This window comes from Shewanella submarina, assembly GCF_042646185.1.
GTDB classification, from domain to species: Bacteria; Pseudomonadota; Gammaproteobacteria; order Enterobacterales; family Shewanellaceae; genus Shewanella; species Shewanella corallii.
The window spans coordinates 76,691-92,551 of record NZ_JBHRTD010000007.1; the positions used below are offsets into that span (position 1 = coordinate 76,691).

At 52.5% G+C, this 15,861-nt stretch carries 16 protein-coding genes; 12 read left to right on the top strand and 4 right to left on the bottom strand.

The genetic code is table 11. The features are described from left to right. Positions 1–12: 12 nt before the first annotated feature. From ACFOE0_RS07915 to hslR, 3 genes are all read right to left on the bottom strand, one after another. Complete coding sequence (locus tag ACFOE0_RS07915) at positions 13–1,554, bottom strand: phosphoenolpyruvate carboxykinase (protein WP_248937538.1); 1,542 nt, start codon at positions 1,552–1,554, stop codon at positions 13–15. Between the two features lie 399 nt (positions 1,555–1,953). Further along, positions 1,954–2,814 (bottom strand): Hsp33 family molecular chaperone HslO, encoded by an 861-nt coding sequence (gene hslO, locus ACFOE0_RS07920; protein WP_248937539.1) that lies wholly within the window; start codon positions 2,812–2,814, stop codon positions 1,954–1,956. 14 nt (positions 2,815–2,828) lie between these two features. Continuing rightward, positions 2,829–3,227: a ribosome-associated heat shock protein Hsp15 gene (gene hslR / locus ACFOE0_RS07925; RefSeq protein ID WP_248937540.1), complete on the bottom strand. Its 399-nt coding sequence runs from the start codon at positions 3,225–3,227 to the stop codon at positions 2,829–2,831. A gap of 241 nt (positions 3,228–3,468) precedes the next feature. On the opposite strand from hslR, the gene gspC reads away from it, so the two are divergent. The 12 genes from gspC (at position 3,469) to ACFOE0_RS07985 (ending at position 14,992) form a co-directional block, all read left to right on the top strand. Further along, on the top strand, positions 3,469–4,383 hold the full coding sequence (gene gspC, locus ACFOE0_RS07930; protein ID WP_115139073.1) for a type II secretion system protein GspC: 915 nt from the start codon (positions 3,469–3,471) through the stop codon (positions 4,381–4,383). 22 nt (positions 4,384–4,405) lie between these two features. Next, on the top strand, positions 4,406–6,517 hold the full coding sequence (gspD, locus tag ACFOE0_RS07935; RefSeq protein ID WP_248937541.1) for a type II secretion system secretin GspD: 2,112 nt from the start codon (positions 4,406–4,408) through the stop codon (positions 6,515–6,517). Beyond that, positions 6,510–8,090 carry a type II secretion system ATPase GspE gene (gene gspE, locus ACFOE0_RS07940; protein WP_283106552.1) on the top strand — a complete coding sequence of 527 codons (1,581 nt, stop codon included), beginning with the start codon at positions 6,510–6,512 and terminating at the stop codon, positions 8,088–8,090. The genes gspD and gspE overlap by 8 nt, the downstream gene beginning before the upstream one ends. A gap of 3 nt (positions 8,091–8,093) precedes the next feature. After that, positions 8,094–9,317, top strand: a complete 1,224-nt coding sequence (gspF, locus tag ACFOE0_RS07945; RefSeq protein WP_248937542.1) for a type II secretion system inner membrane protein GspF — start codon at positions 8,094–8,096, stop codon at positions 9,315–9,317. Between the two features lie 55 nt (positions 9,318–9,372). Continuing rightward, positions 9,373–9,807, top strand: a complete 435-nt coding sequence (gspG, locus tag ACFOE0_RS07950) for a type II secretion system major pseudopilin GspG (protein WP_115139077.1) — start codon at positions 9,373–9,375, stop codon at positions 9,805–9,807. Further along, a complete protein-coding gene (gene gspH / locus ACFOE0_RS07955) occupies positions 9,807–10,394 on the top strand; it encodes a type II secretion system minor pseudopilin GspH (protein ID WP_115139078.1) in 588 nt (195 codons plus the stop codon). Before gspG ends, gspH begins: the two co-directional genes overlap by 1 nt. Next, positions 10,375–10,764, top strand: coding sequence for a type II secretion system minor pseudopilin GspI (gene gspI / locus ACFOE0_RS07960; protein ID WP_248937543.1), 390 nt, complete (start codon positions 10,375–10,377; stop codon positions 10,762–10,764). The genes gspH and gspI overlap by 20 nt, the downstream gene beginning before the upstream one ends. Further along, entirely contained in the window at positions 10,745–11,509 is a 765-nt protein-coding gene (gene gspJ, locus ACFOE0_RS07965) for a type II secretion system minor pseudopilin GspJ (RefSeq protein WP_248937544.1), read from the top strand. The genes gspI and gspJ overlap by 20 nt, the downstream gene beginning before the upstream one ends. Positions 11,510–11,511: 2 nt before the next feature. Then, positions 11,512–12,531, top strand: a complete 1,020-nt coding sequence (gspK, locus tag ACFOE0_RS07970; RefSeq protein WP_248937545.1) for a type II secretion system minor pseudopilin GspK — start codon at positions 11,512–11,514, stop codon at positions 12,529–12,531. Positions 12,532–12,543: 12 nt separating this feature from the next. Continuing rightward, a complete protein-coding gene (gene gspL / locus ACFOE0_RS07975) occupies positions 12,544–13,737 on the top strand; it encodes a type II secretion system protein GspL (RefSeq protein ID WP_248937546.1) in 1,194 nt (397 codons plus the stop codon). Continuing rightward, positions 13,737–14,213, top strand: coding sequence for a type II secretion system protein M (locus ACFOE0_RS07980; protein ID WP_380711745.1), 477 nt, complete (start codon positions 13,737–13,739; stop codon positions 14,211–14,213). Before gspL ends, ACFOE0_RS07980 begins: the two co-directional genes overlap by 1 nt. Before the next feature lie 68 nt (positions 14,214–14,281). Further along, the gene (locus tag ACFOE0_RS07985; RefSeq protein ID WP_248937568.1) at positions 14,282–14,992 is read left to right on the top strand and encodes a type II secretion system protein N; all 711 of its coding nucleotides are present in this window, start codon (positions 14,282–14,284) and stop codon (positions 14,990–14,992) included. 39 nt (positions 14,993–15,031) lie between these two features. On the opposite strand, the gene ACFOE0_RS07990 is transcribed toward ACFOE0_RS07985, so the two are convergent. Continuing rightward, complete coding sequence (locus ACFOE0_RS07990) at positions 15,032–15,805, bottom strand: hypothetical protein (RefSeq protein WP_248937548.1); 774 nt, start codon at positions 15,803–15,805, stop codon at positions 15,032–15,034. Positions 15,806–15,861 lie beyond the last annotated feature (56 nt).

The following is a 15,861-nucleotide window of genomic DNA, read 5'->3' on the forward strand; positions in this document are numbered from 1 at the left end:
TTGTCGTCCTGGTTAACCCTTTGGACCTGCCTTGCGAATGGAGTCCGGCACCTGATACTTGGCAAAGTTCTCGTTGAAGGCTTTGGCCAGCTTGGCAGCGTATTCAGCGTAAGCAGCTTTGTCTTCCCAGGTATTTACCGGGTTGAGCAACTGGCTGTCTACGCCAGGAACTGCAACAGGTACATCCAGGTTCAATGCATCCAGGTGTTCGGTTTCAACATCTGCCAGTTCACCAGACACAATGGCATCAACAATGGCGCGGGTAACCGGGATGTCAAAGCGCTTGCCCACACCGTAAGGACCACCTGTCCATCCTGTGTTTACCAGATACACCTGGCTGCCGAAGGATTCGATGCGCTGCATCAGCAGTTCAGCGTACACCCCTGCCGGGCGCGGGAAGAAAGGAGCACCGAAACAGGTGGAGAAGGTAGACTGAATGGCGGAGGTGCTGCCCATTTCAGTTGAACCTACTTTGGCTGTGTAGCCAGACAGGAAGTGATAAGCGGCTTGCTCTTTGGACAGGCGGGATACTGGTGGCAGTACACCTGACACATCACAGGTCAGGAACACCACAGCATTAGGCTCTGCACCACGGTTGATCTCAACACGGCGGCCAATGTGCTCCAGCGGATAAGCGGCGCGGGTGTTTTCGGTCAGGCTGGAGTTGGTGTAGTCAGGGACACGTTGCTCATCCATAACGACATTTTCCAGTACGGTACCGAAACGTATGGCATCCCAGATCACTGGCTCATTTTTCTGGCTCAGGTCGATACACTTGGCGTAGCAACCACCCTCAATGTTGAACACGCCGCCCGGTGCCCAGCCATGCTCGTCATCACCGATCAGGAAGCGCTTGGGATCAGCAGACAGCGTGGTTTTACCTGTGCCAGACAGACCAAAGAACAGAGTGGTGTCGCCCTGCTCGCCCACATTGGCGGAGCAGTGCATTGGCAGTACGCCTTTGGCTGGCAGCAGGAAGTTTTGCACCGAGAACATGGACTTCTTCATCTCACCGGCATACTTAAGACCGGCAAGCAGTACCTTGCGCTCAGCAAAGTTGATGATAACTGTGGCATCTGAGTTGGTGCCGTCACGTTCAGGGACACACTCAAAACCCGGGGCATTCATAATCTGCCAGTGGGCTTTACCGGCAACATTGTACTGTTTTGGCTCAATAAACAGGTTGCGGGCAAATACCTGATGCCAGGCATATTCAGTAGTGACTTCAACCGGCAGATAGTGCTCAGGATCAGCACCCACCTCCAGTTCAGAAACAAATACCTCTTTACTGCTGAGATACTCGCTGACCCGGCTCCACAGGGCGCTGAATTTGTCCTGCTCGAAGGGTTTGTTGACGCTGCCCCAGTCGATATCGGCTGCGGAATCAGCATCTTTTACAATGAATCTGTCGTTGGGGGAACGACCGGTACGCTCGCCGGTCTTCGCCACCAGGGCACCGTTTGCTGTCAGTTGCCCTTCGCCCCGGGCAATCGCCAGCTCAATCAGTGCTGCCGTGGTGAGGTTCTTATGAACGCGGTTGGCTCCGTCCGCCATAAGTGGAGTCTCCATTATCTTGTAGGGTCTGTCGGGTGTTGGCCAATCGGTTCTAAACCGACTGCCGCAGATGCCAAATTGTTCTTATCTTTACCCGTGATTTACGGTCTGTGCCGCTTGCTTGTGATCAATTCGGGTGTTAGGTGGCCTCTGTAGCGAAATTGTAACTTAAGGGTGCGGGTTTTGTAATGGAAAATCTGGATGAATTTTGCTCTTTTTTGGTATGACCAATGAACCTTGAAGGCAAGAGTGAGTGCGGGATTGACGGGTTTTTGTTGTGATAACAGTGTCGGAAACACTGGCTTGGGCAGTAAATGATGGTGCAGTGGCGATAATCATATAAAAAAACACCCCATCACGCGGGATGGGGCATTGTCTTATATAAGTAAGCAATAGGGCTTACTGTTGAGTGTTTGGTGCACTCTGATTGGCAAAGATGCCTTCTACATCTATGGCATCGAAAACATAGTTGCTGTTGCAGTACTCACAACCCATTTCGATCTTACCGGTTTCAGCCAGAATCGAGTCGATTTCAGCTTTATCTACGGTACGAATCGCAGCGGCACTGCGCTCACGTGAGCAGGTGCACTTGAAGCTTACTGGCTGAGGATCAAACAGGCGAACCTCTTCCTGGTGATACAGGCGGTGCAGCACTTCTTCTGCATCCAGCTCCAGCAGCTCTTCGGCCTTGATGGTGGCTGTCAGCTGAGTCAGGTGCTCATACTCTTCATTATCACCACTCTGGCTTGGCAACACCTGCAGCAGCATACCGGCCGCTTTGTGCTCGCTGGTAAACAGCCAGATACGGGTCGGCAGCTGCTCAGATTGAGCGAAGTACTCTTCCAGACATTCGGCCAGGGTTGGCTTATCCAGGGCAACCACACCCTGATAGCGTTCACCTTCGTCAGGAGTCAGGGTGATCACCATATAACCTTTGCCAAACAGATCGGCCAGGGTGGCGTCGTCAGCCAGTTCACCTTCGTAACGGGCAACACCGCGCATCTGTTGTTCATCGTTACCATTGATAACCGCCAGAGATACAGGACCATTGCCCTGCAGCTGAATGCCGATATCACCGTTGAACTTAAGTGTTGCAGTCAGCAGTGAAGTTGCGGCCAGCAGTTCGCCCAGCAGGTGCTTGATCACCTGTGGGTAGTCGTGGGTGCCCACTATGCTTTGGAAGCTCTCTTCCAGTTGAACCAGTTCACCACGCACATCGGCGTTCTCGAACAGGTAACGATACAGTTTGTCTTGGCTCATGGTTGATCTCATCGTTAGATATCTTTAAAGCGTTGTATGGCCCTTCGCTGCTTCTTATCCGGCTTATGTTCAGGGGCCGGATTGTGAAGAATATTCAGGCGTCGGGCTTCTGCATTCTGTTCACGTTTACTTACACTTTCCGCCGTCTCTTCGTAGAGAAGCTGGGCGTCTTTTGCGCCTCGGCGTTGGTCGCTTAGCTGCTTGATTACGACCTCTTTTTCGTCATATCCCTGGCGTAATCTGATCAGGGCTCCAACTTCGGCATTCTTGCTGGATTTGGGGCGCTGGCCGTTGTAATGTACCTTACCACCGTTGATCATCTCTTTAGCGATGGCACGGGTCTTATAAAAGCGGGCAGCCCATAGCCATTTATCCAGTCGGACAGCTTTGGCTTGTTCCTGTGTTTGGGTCATAGGGTCGTTGCCTGATGTAATGATGTTGACGCAGGACAGAATTGCCGTTTGAGTGCGCTTTTCAGCGGCTCAAAGCCGGGCGGATTCAGGCGCGAAAAGTTACCATAATTGGTGAAAATTAGCCAACGCCCCAAAACGCCTTACATGTTATCGGCTTGTTGCCAAACCCTATGCTGGGTTAGCATGAGTCGGTCTTATAAAGATAAATAAACAGAACAGAGGCCATACAGGCCCGGTGAATATGGATTTATTGGAAAAATTATTCAGCAGGGCCAGCCGGATCCCGCAAAAGCCTGTCAGTACCGGGGTATTCTGGTTATTGGTGGTAATCGCTCTGTATCTGGCAGCTCAGATCAGCTGGAAGCTGATCCCGACAGATTCCAATCAGCTGGCATGGCAGCCTACACTCACGTCAGCTGAAGCCGCCAGCGGTGCTGGTGCATCACTTGATGGTATCAATCGTCTGGCTTTGTTCGGCAAGGTGTCTGACAAGCCTAAAGCCGCCAAGGCTGAGCCTGTGGCGGAGATGATTACCGACGCCCCCAAAACTTCCCTTTCTATTCAGCTGACTGGTGTGGTGGCCTCGACGGCCGAGCGTAATGGTCTGGCTGTTATCGAATCCCGCGGCAGTCAGGAAACCTATAGCCTGGGTGACAAAATCAAAGGCACCTCAGCCTCATTGAAGGAGGTTTATGCCGACCGGGTGATCATTACCAACAATGGTCGGTATGAAACCCTGATGCTGGACGGTCTTAAATATACCACCCAAAGCGAAGCCAATGAGCGACTGCAGGAAGCCAAGGTGGACAGGCTGGACCAAAGAGATAACAAAAAAATCGCCGAGGAGTTGGAATACTCCCGGGACCTCTTGCTGGAAGATCCCGGCAAGATTACGGACTTTATCGCCATTTCACCGGTCAGACTTAATGGTGAGGTATCCGGTTATCGCCTGAATCCGGGTAAAGACCCCAGCCTGTTCAAGGCCGCCGGGTTCCAACCCAATGATTTGGCGAAGTCCATTAATGGATACGACTTAACCGATATGGCGCAGTCCATCGAAGTGATGGCCCAATTGCCGACGCTGACAGAAGTTTCAGTGATGGTAGAGCGTCAGGGACAACTGGTAGAAATCTTATTCAGTTTGCCGCAGCAGTGAACATGAAGCAGGGGAAATAACAATGAATAACAAGGGCTTTCGACGCAAGCTGATCGCCACTTTGGTAGCCGGAGCCGCTTTGCTGGCCCAGCCTGCCTGGTCAGAACAGTATGCGGCGAACTTCAAGGGCACTGATATTCAGGAGTTTATCAATATTGTTGGTAAAAACCTGAACAAGACCATCATCGTCGACCCAACCATTCGCGGCAAAATCAACGTTCGCAGTTATGACCTGCTGAACGATGAGCAGTATTACCAGTTCTTCCTTAATGTGCTCCAGGTATACGGCTACGCCGTGGTCGAAATGGATAACAACATTATCAAGGTGATCAAGGATAAGGACGCCAAACTGTCTAATATCCGGGTGGCTGATGATGGAAAGCCGGGCGGCGGCGACGAGATGGTGACCCGTATTGTTCCCCTGTACAACACGGAAGCCAAACAGCTCGCGCCTTTGCTGCGTCAGCTCAACGACAATGCCGGTGGCGGTAATGTGGTTAACTACGACCCTTCCAACGTGCTGATGATTACCGGCCGTGCTGCCACAGTAAACAAGCTGGTTGAGATTGTGCAAAAGGTTGATCAGCAGGGTGACGTCGAAACCCAGGTGGTTAATTTGAAGCATGCCTCGGCTTCAGAGGTAGTGCGTATTATCGACACTCTGTATCGCTCCTCCGGTAATCAGGCGCAAATGCCAGGTCAGGCCCCCAAAGTCGTGGCCGACGAGCGTATTAACGCCGTGATAGTCAGTGGTGATGAAAAAAGCCGTGAACGTGTTGTAGCCCTGATTAAGAAGCTGGATGAAGAGCAAGCCAGTAATGGCAACACCAAGGTACGTTACCTGAGATATGCCAATGCTGAAGATCTGGTGGATGTACTGACCGGCTTCGCCGAGAAGCTGGAAGAGGAAAAAGAGGGGGGTAAATCCCGCTCTGCCCGTAACAGTAAGATCAATATTATGGCCCACACGGACACCAATGCTTTGGTGATCAGTGCTGAGCCGGATCAGATGCGTACCCTGGAAAGCGTGATCAACCAGCTGGACATTCGCCGTGCGCAGGTACTGGTTGAAGCCATTATCGTGGAAGTTGCCGAAGGCGATGATGTTGGTTTTGGCGTGCAGTGGGCGACCACCGCAGGTGGTGGTACTCAGTTTAACAATCTGGGCCCAACCATAGGCGAGATTGGTGCCGGTATCTGGCAGGCTCAGCCGCAAAAGGCTTCTCAGACCTGTTCTGGTTCAGGTGATAACAAGACCTGTACTGATAACCCAGACACTCCAGGCGACATTACCCTGCTCGCGCAGGCGCTGGGTAAAGTGAATGGTATGGCATGGGGTGTGACCATGGGCGACTTTGGTGCTCTGGTGCAGGCTGTGTCCAGCGATACCAACTCCAACGTACTGGCTACGCCTTCTATTACTACCCTGGATAACCAGGAAGCCTCCTTTATTGTCGGTGATGAAGTCCCTGTACTGACAGGTGCCCAGAACTCCTCCAATGGTAACTCCAACCCATTCCAGACCGTTGAGCGTAAGGAAGTGGGTGTGAAGCTGAAAGTGATCCCTCAGATCAACGAAGGCACATCGGTGAAATTGACCATTGAGCAGGAAGTATCCGGTATCAATGGTAAAACCGGTGTGGATGTGACCTTCGCTACCCGTCGTTTGACCACCACAGTGATGGCTGACTCAGGCGAGATTGTGGTGCTGGGCGGTTTGATCAACGAAGAGGTGCAGGAGAGCGTACAGAAGGTACCTTTCCTGGGTGATATCCCGATTATCGGGCACCTGTTCAAGTCATCCAGCAGCGGCAAGAAGAAAAAGAACCTGATGGTGTTTATTAAGCCGACCATTATTCGTGATGGTGTCACCATGGAAGGTATTGCCGGTCGTAAGTACAACTACTTCCGCGCACTGCAGCTGGAACAGCAGGAGCGTGGCGTAAACCTGATGCCAAATACAGATGTACCAATTCTGGAAGAGTGGAGTCAGGAAGAGTACCTGTCGCCTGAGGTGAATGAAATCCTCGAGCGTTACAAAGATCGCAAGGGTCTGGATATGAAGATGCGTCAAACAGAGCCTGTGCTGAAAACCCTGGACGAGCAGAAGCAGAAAGACGGATCCAATGACTAATTCACAGCAGTCTCATACCCAAGATGCCCATGACGAGCTGGCGGCAATGTCCAGTGAGCTGGGCATGGATGTTGAAGCTCAGGGTGATGAAGTATTTGAAGCCATGGGCAGAGAGCGTTTGCCCTTTGCCTTTGCTCACAGGTATACCCTGGTGCTGGCCAAAACAGATGATCAACCTCTGACCCTGTTTTATACCGAGACAACGCCGGTTGCAGCCCTGTTGGAGGCCCGTCGTTTTACCGGTAAAGACCTGCCGCTGGTACAACTTGCCCAGAACGAGTTCGAAGCCAGGCTGACCCAGGCCTATCAGGCCAACTCCTCTGAGGCTCAGCAGTTGATGGAAGATCTCGGTAACGAGATGGACCTGTTTACTCTTGCTGAAGAGCTGCCCCAGACAGAAGATCTGCTGGAAGGGGATGATGATGCGCCTATCATCCGCTTGATCAACGCCTTGTTGTCGGAAGCGATTAAAGAGGAAGCCTCGGATATCCACATTGAAACCTATGAGAAGCAGCTGGTTGTGCGCTTCCGGGTGGATGGTGTGTTGAAAGAGGTGCTCAAGCCCAACCGTAAACTATCGTCACTCCTGGTTTCCCGTATCAAGGTTATGGCGCGTCTGGATATTGCCGAGAAGCGGGTTCCGCAGGATGGCCGTATCTCTCTGCGTATCGGTGGCCGGGCTGTGGATGTGCGGGTATCAACCATGCCATCAAGCCACGGCGAACGTGTGGTATTGCGTCTGCTGGACAAGAATGCCGGTAACCTGAACCTGGCGCAGCTGGGTATGACGCCTTCTGTGCGGACTCAGTTCGATGACCTGATCCGCAAGCCACACGGCATTATTTTGGTGACCGGTCCAACCGGCTCAGGTAAGAGCACCACCTTGTATGCCGGTCTGACTGAAATTAACACCCGGGATACCAATATCCTGACGGTGGAAGATCCAATTGAATATGAACTTGAAGGTATAGGTCAGACCCAGGTTAATACCAAGGTAGATATGACCTTTGCCCGCGGCCTGCGCGCGATTTTGCGTCAGGATCCGGATGTGGTGATGATAGGTGAAATCCGCGACCTGGAAACGGCACAGATCGCCGTACAGGCCTCTTTGACCGGTCACCTGGTTATTTCCACCCTGCACACCAATACCGCTTCAGGCGCTATTACCCGATTGCAGGATATGGGGGTTGAGCCCTTCCTGGTCTCGTCCAGTTTGCTGGGGGTATTGGCTCAACGTCTGGTGCGTACTCTGTGTCCTGACTGTAAAGAGGCGCACAAGCCCGATGCCCGTGAGCGGGAGCTGCTGGGTATGGAAGATGGCGATGAAATGATTTACAGAGCCAAAGGTTGTAAAGCCTGTGGCTATAACGGTTATCGCGGTCGTACCGGTATCCATGAACTGCTGGTTGTGGATGATCAGGTACGTGAGCTTATCCACGGCGGTAAAGGTGAGCTGGCTATCGAGCGTTACGTTCGTAAGCATACGCCAAGTATCCGCTTCGATGGCATGGCCAAGGTCAGAGCGGGTATTACCACTCTGGAAGAAGTGCTGCGTGTGACCCGGGAGGAATAATCCATGCCGGCGTTTGAATACAAAGCACTGGACCGCAAAGGTAAGCAAAACAAAGGGGTGATTGAGGCTGATACTGCCCGTCATGCCCGTACTCAGCTGCGAGATCAGGGGCTGATGCCTCTGGATATTCAGCCCGTAGTCGAAAAGGAAACCCGCAGTGCCACTGGTGGCCTGCGTCTGTTCAAGCGTAAGGTTTCCACGGCGGAACTGGCGCTGCTCACCCGTCAGCTGGCGACTTTGGTAGCGGCCGGTTTGCCGGTGGAAGAAGCGCTCAAGGCTGTGGGACAGCAGTGTGAGAAAGACAGGCTGGCCTCCATGATTATGGCGGTTCGCTCCCGGGTTGTTGAAGGTTACTCTCTGGCCGATTCCATGGCCGAGTTTCCCCATGTATTTGATGATCTCTACCGTGCCATGGTGGCATCCGGCGAAAAATCCGGTCACCTGGAAGTGGTATTGAATCGTCTGGCCGATTACACAGAGCGCCGACAACAGCTGAAGTCCAAGCTTACCCAGGCGATGATCTATCCCATAGTGCTGACCATGGTTGCCATTGGGGTGATCGCCGTGCTCTTGACTGCCGTGGTGCCCAAGGTAGTGGATCAGTTCGTTCATATGGGACAGGAATTGCCCTGGACAACACGACTGCTGATCTCCAGCTCCGAGTTTCTGCAGCAATATGGTTTGATCATTCTGGGTGTTATTGCAGCAGCCGTTATCCTGTTCCAGCGGTTGCTGATGAAGCCCGGCTTCAAAATGAAATACCATACCAGTCTGCTGAAAATGCCGGTTATTGGTAAGGTCAGCAAAGGGCTGAATACGGCGCGCTTTGCGCGTACCTTAAGTATTTTGTCGGCCAGTTCTGTGCCCCTGCTTGACGGCATGCGTATCGCCAGTGATGTATTGCAGAATGTGCGGGTAAGAGACGCAGTTCAGGACGCCACAGCCAGAGTGCGTGAAGGTACCAGTCTGGGAGCGGCGTTAACCAATACCAAGCTGTTTCCGGCCATGATGCTGTACATGATCAGTTCGGGTGAAAAGAGTGGTGAACTGGAGCAGATGCTGGAGCGGGCTGCCGACAACCAGGACAGAGAATTTGAATCCAACGTCAATATCGCCCTTGGAGTATTTGAACCCATGTTGGTGGTATCCATGGCGGGGGTGGTGCTGTTTATCGTAATGGCTATCCTGCAGCCGATTCTGCAGCTCAACAATATGATCAGCGGCTGACAGCAAAGCGTTTTATGTGACCCTGATGGCGTCACCTTTTAAGGAGAAGTAGACAATGCAAAGGCGCAACAGACAAACAGGTTTCACCCTGTTGGAAGTGATGGTGGTGATCGTGATCCTGGGGATCCTCGCCTCCATGGTAGTTCCCAACCTGATGGGTAACAAAGACAAGGCAGATCAGCAGAAGGCGGTATCTGACATTGTTGCACTGGAAAACGCTCTGGATATGTACAAGCTGGACAACAGTGTTTATCCAACCACTGAGCAGGGTCTGGATGCACTGGTTCAAAAGCCAAGTATCTCTCCTGAGCCACGCAACTATCGTGAAGATGGTTATCTGAAGCGTTTGCCACAGGATCCATGGCGCAATGATTATCTGCTGCTGAGCCCTGGTGAAAACGGCAAGATCGATATTTTCTCTTCGGGTCCTGACGGTCAACCAGGTACTGAAGACGATATCGGTAGCTGGAACCTGCAGAGCTTCCAGTAATGCAGTCTTCCCGCCAGGCGGGTTTTACCCTGCTTGAGGTTCTGCTGGTCATTTTGTTGATGGGGCTGGCGGCATCAGCCGTTACCCTGTCGATAAACAACGCCGGGCCTGAAAAAGAGCTGGAGCGTCACGCCAGGCAGTTTGTGGCAACCACTGAATTGGTGCTGGACGAGGTGGTGATGAGCGGTCAGTTTGTCGGCCTGGTGGTGGAAGATCACAGCTATGAGTTTGTGCTCAGGCGGGAAGGTAAATGGGTTCCTCTGGAGGATGGCCGTATGGTCTCCCGTCGCGAATTTGAAGAGCCGGTCGAATTGAGTCTGGTGGTGGAAGGTTTACCACTGGTGCAGGAGGATGAAGAAGAAACCTCCTGGTTTGATGAGCCCTTTGAAGAAGCGGATGTCGGCTTCACCAAGAAGGAAAAGAAGCTGGACCCACAGGTTTTTTTGTTTCCCAGTGGCGAGATGAGTGGCTTTGAGCTCAGTTTTCTCGGCAGGGATGACAACAACAAAGATATTGATGTTCTGGTGGTGGCCAATCCACTGGGCAGACTGACGCTGGGCAGAGAAGATGAATACCCGGCGAATTAAATTTAAATCCGGCAAAGGGATGACCCTGCTGGAAGTGATGGTTGCCATGGCGGTATTTGCTATTGCGGCAGTAGCCATAACCAAGACACTGGCAGAGATGATGTCCAACATGCCGGTGCTGGAAGACAGAACCCTGGCGCAATGGGTAGCCGACAACCAGATGGTTGATGCCCGACTCAGCGAGCCTTTTCCTGCCATAGGCAAGAAAAATGGCAAAGAGGAACTGGCGGGTAAGGAGTGGTACTGGCGCCGGGAAGTGGTGAAAACCACAGACGATAAATTTCGCATGATACGTATCAGCGTCAGTGATGATGAGAGATTTAAGCGTATCAAGGCACAGGTGAGCAGTTATGTGGCGAATCAGGAGTAAAGGCAGCCGGGGTTTTACCCTGCTGGAGATGCTGATTGCCATCGCCATCTTTGCCATGTTGGGTGTCACTGCCAATGCCGTGTTGCAAACAGTGATGCGCAATGATCAGGTAACCCAGGATTTTTCGTTGCGACTGAAAGGTATGCAACAGGGGTTTGGTGCCATCGGCCGGGATCTGGCGCAGATGGTGGCCCGTAGTCCCCGGTTGCTGGAAGGCGGCCGTAGTAACACGATTTTTCAGGCTGGTCCCAATCTGTTGGACTCGCAGTCTGAAGGGATCAGTTTTTACCGACTGGGTTGGCTGAACCCAGAGGGAATACTGCCCAGAGGTAGCATTCAGGCCGTGGCTTATATCCATGTGGAAGACAGGCTTGAGCGTTGGTATTACCCCTATCCGGATCCTGAGTTGGGTGCTGAACCTGAAAAGACAGTGCTGATGGATAAGGTACTTGAGGTGAAGTACGCCTTTTTTCTCAATGACAGTTGGGAGAAAACTGCCGATGGCAGTGTGATGCCAAAGGCGATCGCCATGGAAGTTGAGTTGGATGGTCTTGGGGTGGTCACCCGCAAGTTCCTGCTGCCTGAGCAGGGCAGTGTTAAAGCCGATAACGATGACAATGGTGGCAACAACGGCGGAAATAACTCCGGTGGCAACAACACAGGTGGTAATAACTCCGGCGGTTCCGGCTCTGGTGGCTCTGGAGGTGGTTCCGGAGGCGGTGGTGAGCAAAAGCCGGGGACCTGATCATGATTAAAAAACAAAAAGGTGTCGCCCTGCTGGTTGTGCTGCTGATTGTGGCCGTGATTGCGGTGATAGCCGCAGATATTACCGGTCGTAACCAGTTGTCAGTGCGCCGCACCATGAACCTGACCCAATATGATCAGGCTTACTGGTACGCCATCAGCGCCGAAGAGCTGGCAAAGAAAGTGCTTAAGCAGGATATGGATGATGCCGACGGTACGGTGCATCTGCAGCAGTATTGGGCGCTGGCCGATGTTGTTTTCCCGGCCGAATATGGCGAGATTGGCGGCGAGATGAAGGATCTGCGCAGCTGTTTCAACCTCAATGCCTTGTCGCAGCCAAGCGAAGAGAATGAGAATGGTCAGCCCAAAATGCCACTGCCAACCCGCCAGTTTCAGGCGCTTTTGGTGGCATTGGGCATGGATGACTTTATGGCTGAAAGCCTCAGTCATACCGTTAAGGATTATCTGGACGAAGACACAGTCGCCAGCCCTTTCGGCGCTGAAGATTCTGAGTATGAGTCCCGCACTGTGCCCTATCGCGCGGCCAATACTCTGATGAATGACAAGAGTGAGTTGCGGGCCGTAATGGGTGTAACGCAGGAAGTTTATCAGGCGCTGGCGCCCTATGTGTGTGTGATACCGGGTAACAGCGAGCAGGTGTTGAACATCAACACGGTTGATGTAGAGCAGGCCGCACTGTTGGCGGCCATGTTTGATAATCAGATTTCTGTAGGTGAAGCGGAAAATCTGATAGGTCAACGCCCTGCAGCAGGTTATGAAAATCTTGAAGATTTTTGGACTGACGCCAACCCGGGAGCCGGTGTTGATGCCAAGATGAAGTCCAGTATCGTGGTCGACAGTAAGTATTTTTTGCTGCATGCCGGTGCCCGGGTCGATAACGCCATTTTCCAGATGGAGAGTGTGCTGAAGAATTCAGGTGGCCAGTTTAAAGTGGTTACCCGCCAGTTTGGCGCCCAGAACAAAACAGAAGACAAGCAAGCTGCCGAAGAGAAGCGTAGCTGATGGAGAGTCAGTGTGATTGAACGGTTATTTATCCACCTGGGAAGTGCTTACGAACAGCCCTGTTCCTGGCTGGTGTGGTCAGAGCAGGAGCAGGAGATTATCGCCTCCGGTGAGCTGGCCAATGCCGGTGAACTGAGCTCATTAACTGAGCGCGCCGGCAATCGTCCGGTAGAAGTGCTGGTGTCCAGCGCAGCACTGGCCATGACTCAGGTAACTCTGCCTGAGAAAGGTCAGCGTCAGGCACTGAAAGCTCTGCCATTTATGCTGGAAGAACAACTGGTCGATAATGTCGAGCAGATGCACTTTGTGGTGGGCGCCCGGGAAGGTGAGCAGCTGAACGTGGTCGCGGTAACTCATGAGCAGATGCAGAACTGGCTGGAGTGGTTAACCGAAGCAGGGCTCAAGGCCAGAGTGATAGTGCCAGACTGTCTCGCACTGCCGCTGGCCGATTGCCAGTGGGCAGCCATGATGTTTGGCCGTGAACTGCTGCTGAGAACATCTGTTGGTTCCGGGCAAAGTATTCCGGCTGATTGGTCCGAAGTGATAGTGCCCAGACTGCTGCCGACAGGCGGCGATGAGCAAGTCTCAGTCGCAACATATACCAGCATGACAATTCCGGGTACTCAGGTGCATGAGCAACCACTGGAGCTGCCATTGCAGGTGCTGGCCAGGGGATTGCCACAGGCTGGAATTAACCTGCTCAGCGGGGTCTATAAGCCCAAGCGTGAGCTCAGCAAGCATTTAATCCTGTGGCGAAATGCGGCCATAGCAGCGGGTATTGTGGTGGTGTTGGCTCTGGCCAACAAGGGGATCAATATCTATCGGATGGACGCGCAGATTGCCGAGCTGAAAGCCCAGACTGAGAGCATTTATCGCAAAGCCGTGCCCGGCAGCAGCCGTATTGTGAACCTGCGCAGTCAGATGAAGAGTGAGCTGGGTAAACTTCAGGGGCAGGGTGGTGGTGATCGCCTGTTTGCCATGTTGGTATCTCTCGAGGGGTCCTTTAATCAGGTGCCTGAATTGCGCCCTGACAGCCTCAGGTTCGACAGCAATCGCGGCGAGTTACGTATGCAGGTCAGCGCCAAGAGCTATGGGCAGATAGAGAGGTTCAGAGAGTTGGCAGGTAAAGATTTTGATGTCAGCGCCGGCGCTATGAACAGCAGTGATGATCAGGTGACCAGCACTCTGACCCTGAGGAGTCTGTAATGGAAAATTTCAAAGCCTGGTGGGCGGGTCTGGCTCAGCGCGAGCAGCAAATGTTGTCCGCCGCTGCCATGGTTGGGGTGATTGGTGTGCTGTATTGGGGAATCTGGACCCCAATTACCAACGCCGAAGAGGACGCCCGCCGTCAGCTGCAGGCGCAGCAACAAACACTCAGCTATGTAAAGCAGACGGCCAACAAGATAATGTCGTTGCGCCAGAGTGGTGGTCAGGCAGCATTTCGGGGAAGCTTGAGTTCAGCTGTCACAGGTTCCGCCGCCAAGTATGGTCTGGAAATTACCCGTATGCAGCCACAGGGAGACAAGATCCAACTCTGGATGGATGATGTGCCTTTTGATGCACTCCTGGGGTATCTGAACGAACTGGTGCAGCAGAAAGGCCTGGCACTGGATAATCTGGATGTTTCCTCTACCGACACCCCCGGCTATGTTCAGGTTCGCCGGGTGCAGTTGTCTCGCTGAACGACAATAAACAGGAAGTAAGCGTGGTTAAAAAGATTCTTTTGGGGTTGCTGATTTACCTGGTGTTTATGGTCGTCTTGTTTCCCGCAAGGGTTGCGGTGCAACTGGCACCCCTGCCTCCACAGGTTAAAGTCGCCGGCGTTACAGGTACCATCTGGGATGGCAGCGCCGATATGGTCACGGTTGACAGGCGTCAACTGGAGCAGGTGAACTGGAATCTGCAGTTTTTACCTCTGTTGATGGGGAAAGTGTCTGCTGAACTGTCTGTAGGCAACAGAGCCAGTGCAGTTGCCGGACGGGGGCTGGTGTCCTGGTCTATGTCAGGTATTCAGGCTGAAGACCTTCGTTTTGAAGCTCCCAGTGGATTTTTGATTGGCAATGCCAGACTGCCTTTCAGAACCAAGGTTGATGGCGAACTCAGTTTGATTGTGCCTGAGCTGGAGCAAGGTCAGCCCTGGTGTGAAGCCTTGACGGGTAAAGTATTCCTGAATCACCTGGCGGTAAAAAACCAGTTTGGTGATTACCCGCTGGGCAATATTCAACTTGGACTGGCCTGTCGGGATGGTGAGGTGGTGCTGAGTACCGATGAGAACAGTAATCAACTCGGCGTCAAAGGTGAGGTGACGGTTGGCGAGAACAACAAGCTGCTGGTTAATGGCAAGATTCGTGAAACCGATGCACAGCCGGGTGACCTGAAACAGGCTCTGGGCTTCCTTGGCCCACAGGATCAGGATGGCTACTACACTATCCGTTATTCCGGCGTGATCCCCGGGCTGTGATTGATTACCTTAATGAAAAGGGCGCTGATGCGCCCTTTCTTATTGTTTGACGCTAAAACTCTCGCTGCCAACAATCGAAACCAGTCTTATGACGTTATCGTTATCGCTTAAAAACAAGGCTCCTGATAATTCACCATAAAGCGGCCCCTGAGCCTGTTCCCAATCTTCAGCTGAGCCATAACCTAGCTCCACAGTGCAAATACTGTCGTTACAGGCTGCTGCGTGTGGCGTTATTCCTGTGAACTGCTCAGCGACACTGAACATTTTTTGCTGCAAAGCCGCCTCTTTTTGCATACTCACATCAGATTTGGGGGAATCGGCTACGTGCTGTATGAATACTGGAAAGTCTTCATGATGCAACAGGGCGCTGAGTTCACTCTGGTTTATTGAGCCATTCTGGTTGATGACCAGAGAGGTAAAGTCTGTATTCAGGTTGAGTTCGCAATCGCTGTTTACTGCTTCACCGGCACACACTCGCTCTGTTGCCAGACGTTTTTTCAAAAGCTGTAATTTGGCAGACAGTTGGGTGATCTCTTCCTCCAGCGGGAGATCGCTAACTTGACTGGAAGTGCGGTCATCTATCTGGTCAGCAGCCTGTGCAATGTTTGATGGAGAGTCTTGAGGGTTGCCAATTGGGGCGGCAGACTCAGAAGAATGGCTGGTGTCTCTTTCATTTGAGACTGAGGGCAGTGTCGCTGGAGCGATATTTGATGTTTGATTAAGGTCTGCTTCGTCAGAGCTTAGGTTGTTAGTCAGGAGCCCGGTAACGACACCTGCGCCGAATAGCCCAATATAGATAAAAGCCCTTTTCAATTGAACCTCCCGGTGGGATTGCAAATACAGCTATGTGGAGTTCGACCTAATTAAAC

What these genes read in the sequence shown, in the direction of transcription:
- ACFOE0_RS07985 (WP_248937568.1), top strand. Translation starts at nt 14,282, where the DNA reads ATGGTCGTCTTGTTTCCCGCAAGGGTTGCGGTGCAACTGGCACCCCTG.
- gspE (WP_283106552.1), top strand. Translation starts at nt 6,510, where the DNA reads ATGACTAATTCACAGCAGTCTCATACCCAAGATGCCCATGACGAGCTG.
- gspJ (WP_248937544.1), top strand. Translation starts at nt 10,745, where the DNA reads ATGTGGCGAATCAGGAGTAAAGGCAGCCGGGGTTTTACCCTGCTGGAG.
- hslO (WP_248937539.1), bottom strand. Translation starts at nt 2,814, where the DNA reads ATGAGCCAAGACAAACTGTATCGTTACCTGTTCGAGAACGCCGATGTG.
- hslR (WP_248937540.1), bottom strand. Translation starts at nt 3,227, where the DNA reads ATGACCCAAACACAGGAACAAGCCAAAGCTGTCCGACTGGATAAATGG.
- gspH (WP_115139078.1), top strand. Translation starts at nt 9,807, where the DNA reads ATGCAGTCTTCCCGCCAGGCGGGTTTTACCCTGCTTGAGGTTCTGCTG.
- ACFOE0_RS07915 (WP_248937538.1), bottom strand. Translation starts at nt 1,554, where the DNA reads ATGGCGGACGGAGCCAACCGCGTTCATAAGAACCTCACCACGGCAGCA.
- gspD (WP_248937541.1), top strand. Translation starts at nt 4,406, where the DNA reads ATGAATAACAAGGGCTTTCGACGCAAGCTGATCGCCACTTTGGTAGCC.
- gspK (WP_248937545.1), top strand. Translation starts at nt 11,512, where the DNA reads ATGATTAAAAAACAAAAAGGTGTCGCCCTGCTGGTTGTGCTGCTGATT.
- gspC (WP_115139073.1), top strand. Translation starts at nt 3,469, where the DNA reads ATGGATTTATTGGAAAAATTATTCAGCAGGGCCAGCCGGATCCCGCAA.
- gspI (WP_248937543.1), top strand. Translation starts at nt 10,375, where the DNA reads ATGAATACCCGGCGAATTAAATTTAAATCCGGCAAAGGGATGACCCTG.
- gspF (WP_248937542.1), top strand. Translation starts at nt 8,094, where the DNA reads ATGCCGGCGTTTGAATACAAAGCACTGGACCGCAAAGGTAAGCAAAAC.
- gspG (WP_115139077.1), top strand. Translation starts at nt 9,373, where the DNA reads ATGCAAAGGCGCAACAGACAAACAGGTTTCACCCTGTTGGAAGTGATG.
- ACFOE0_RS07980 (WP_380711745.1), top strand. Translation starts at nt 13,737, where the DNA reads ATGGAAAATTTCAAAGCCTGGTGGGCGGGTCTGGCTCAGCGCGAGCAG.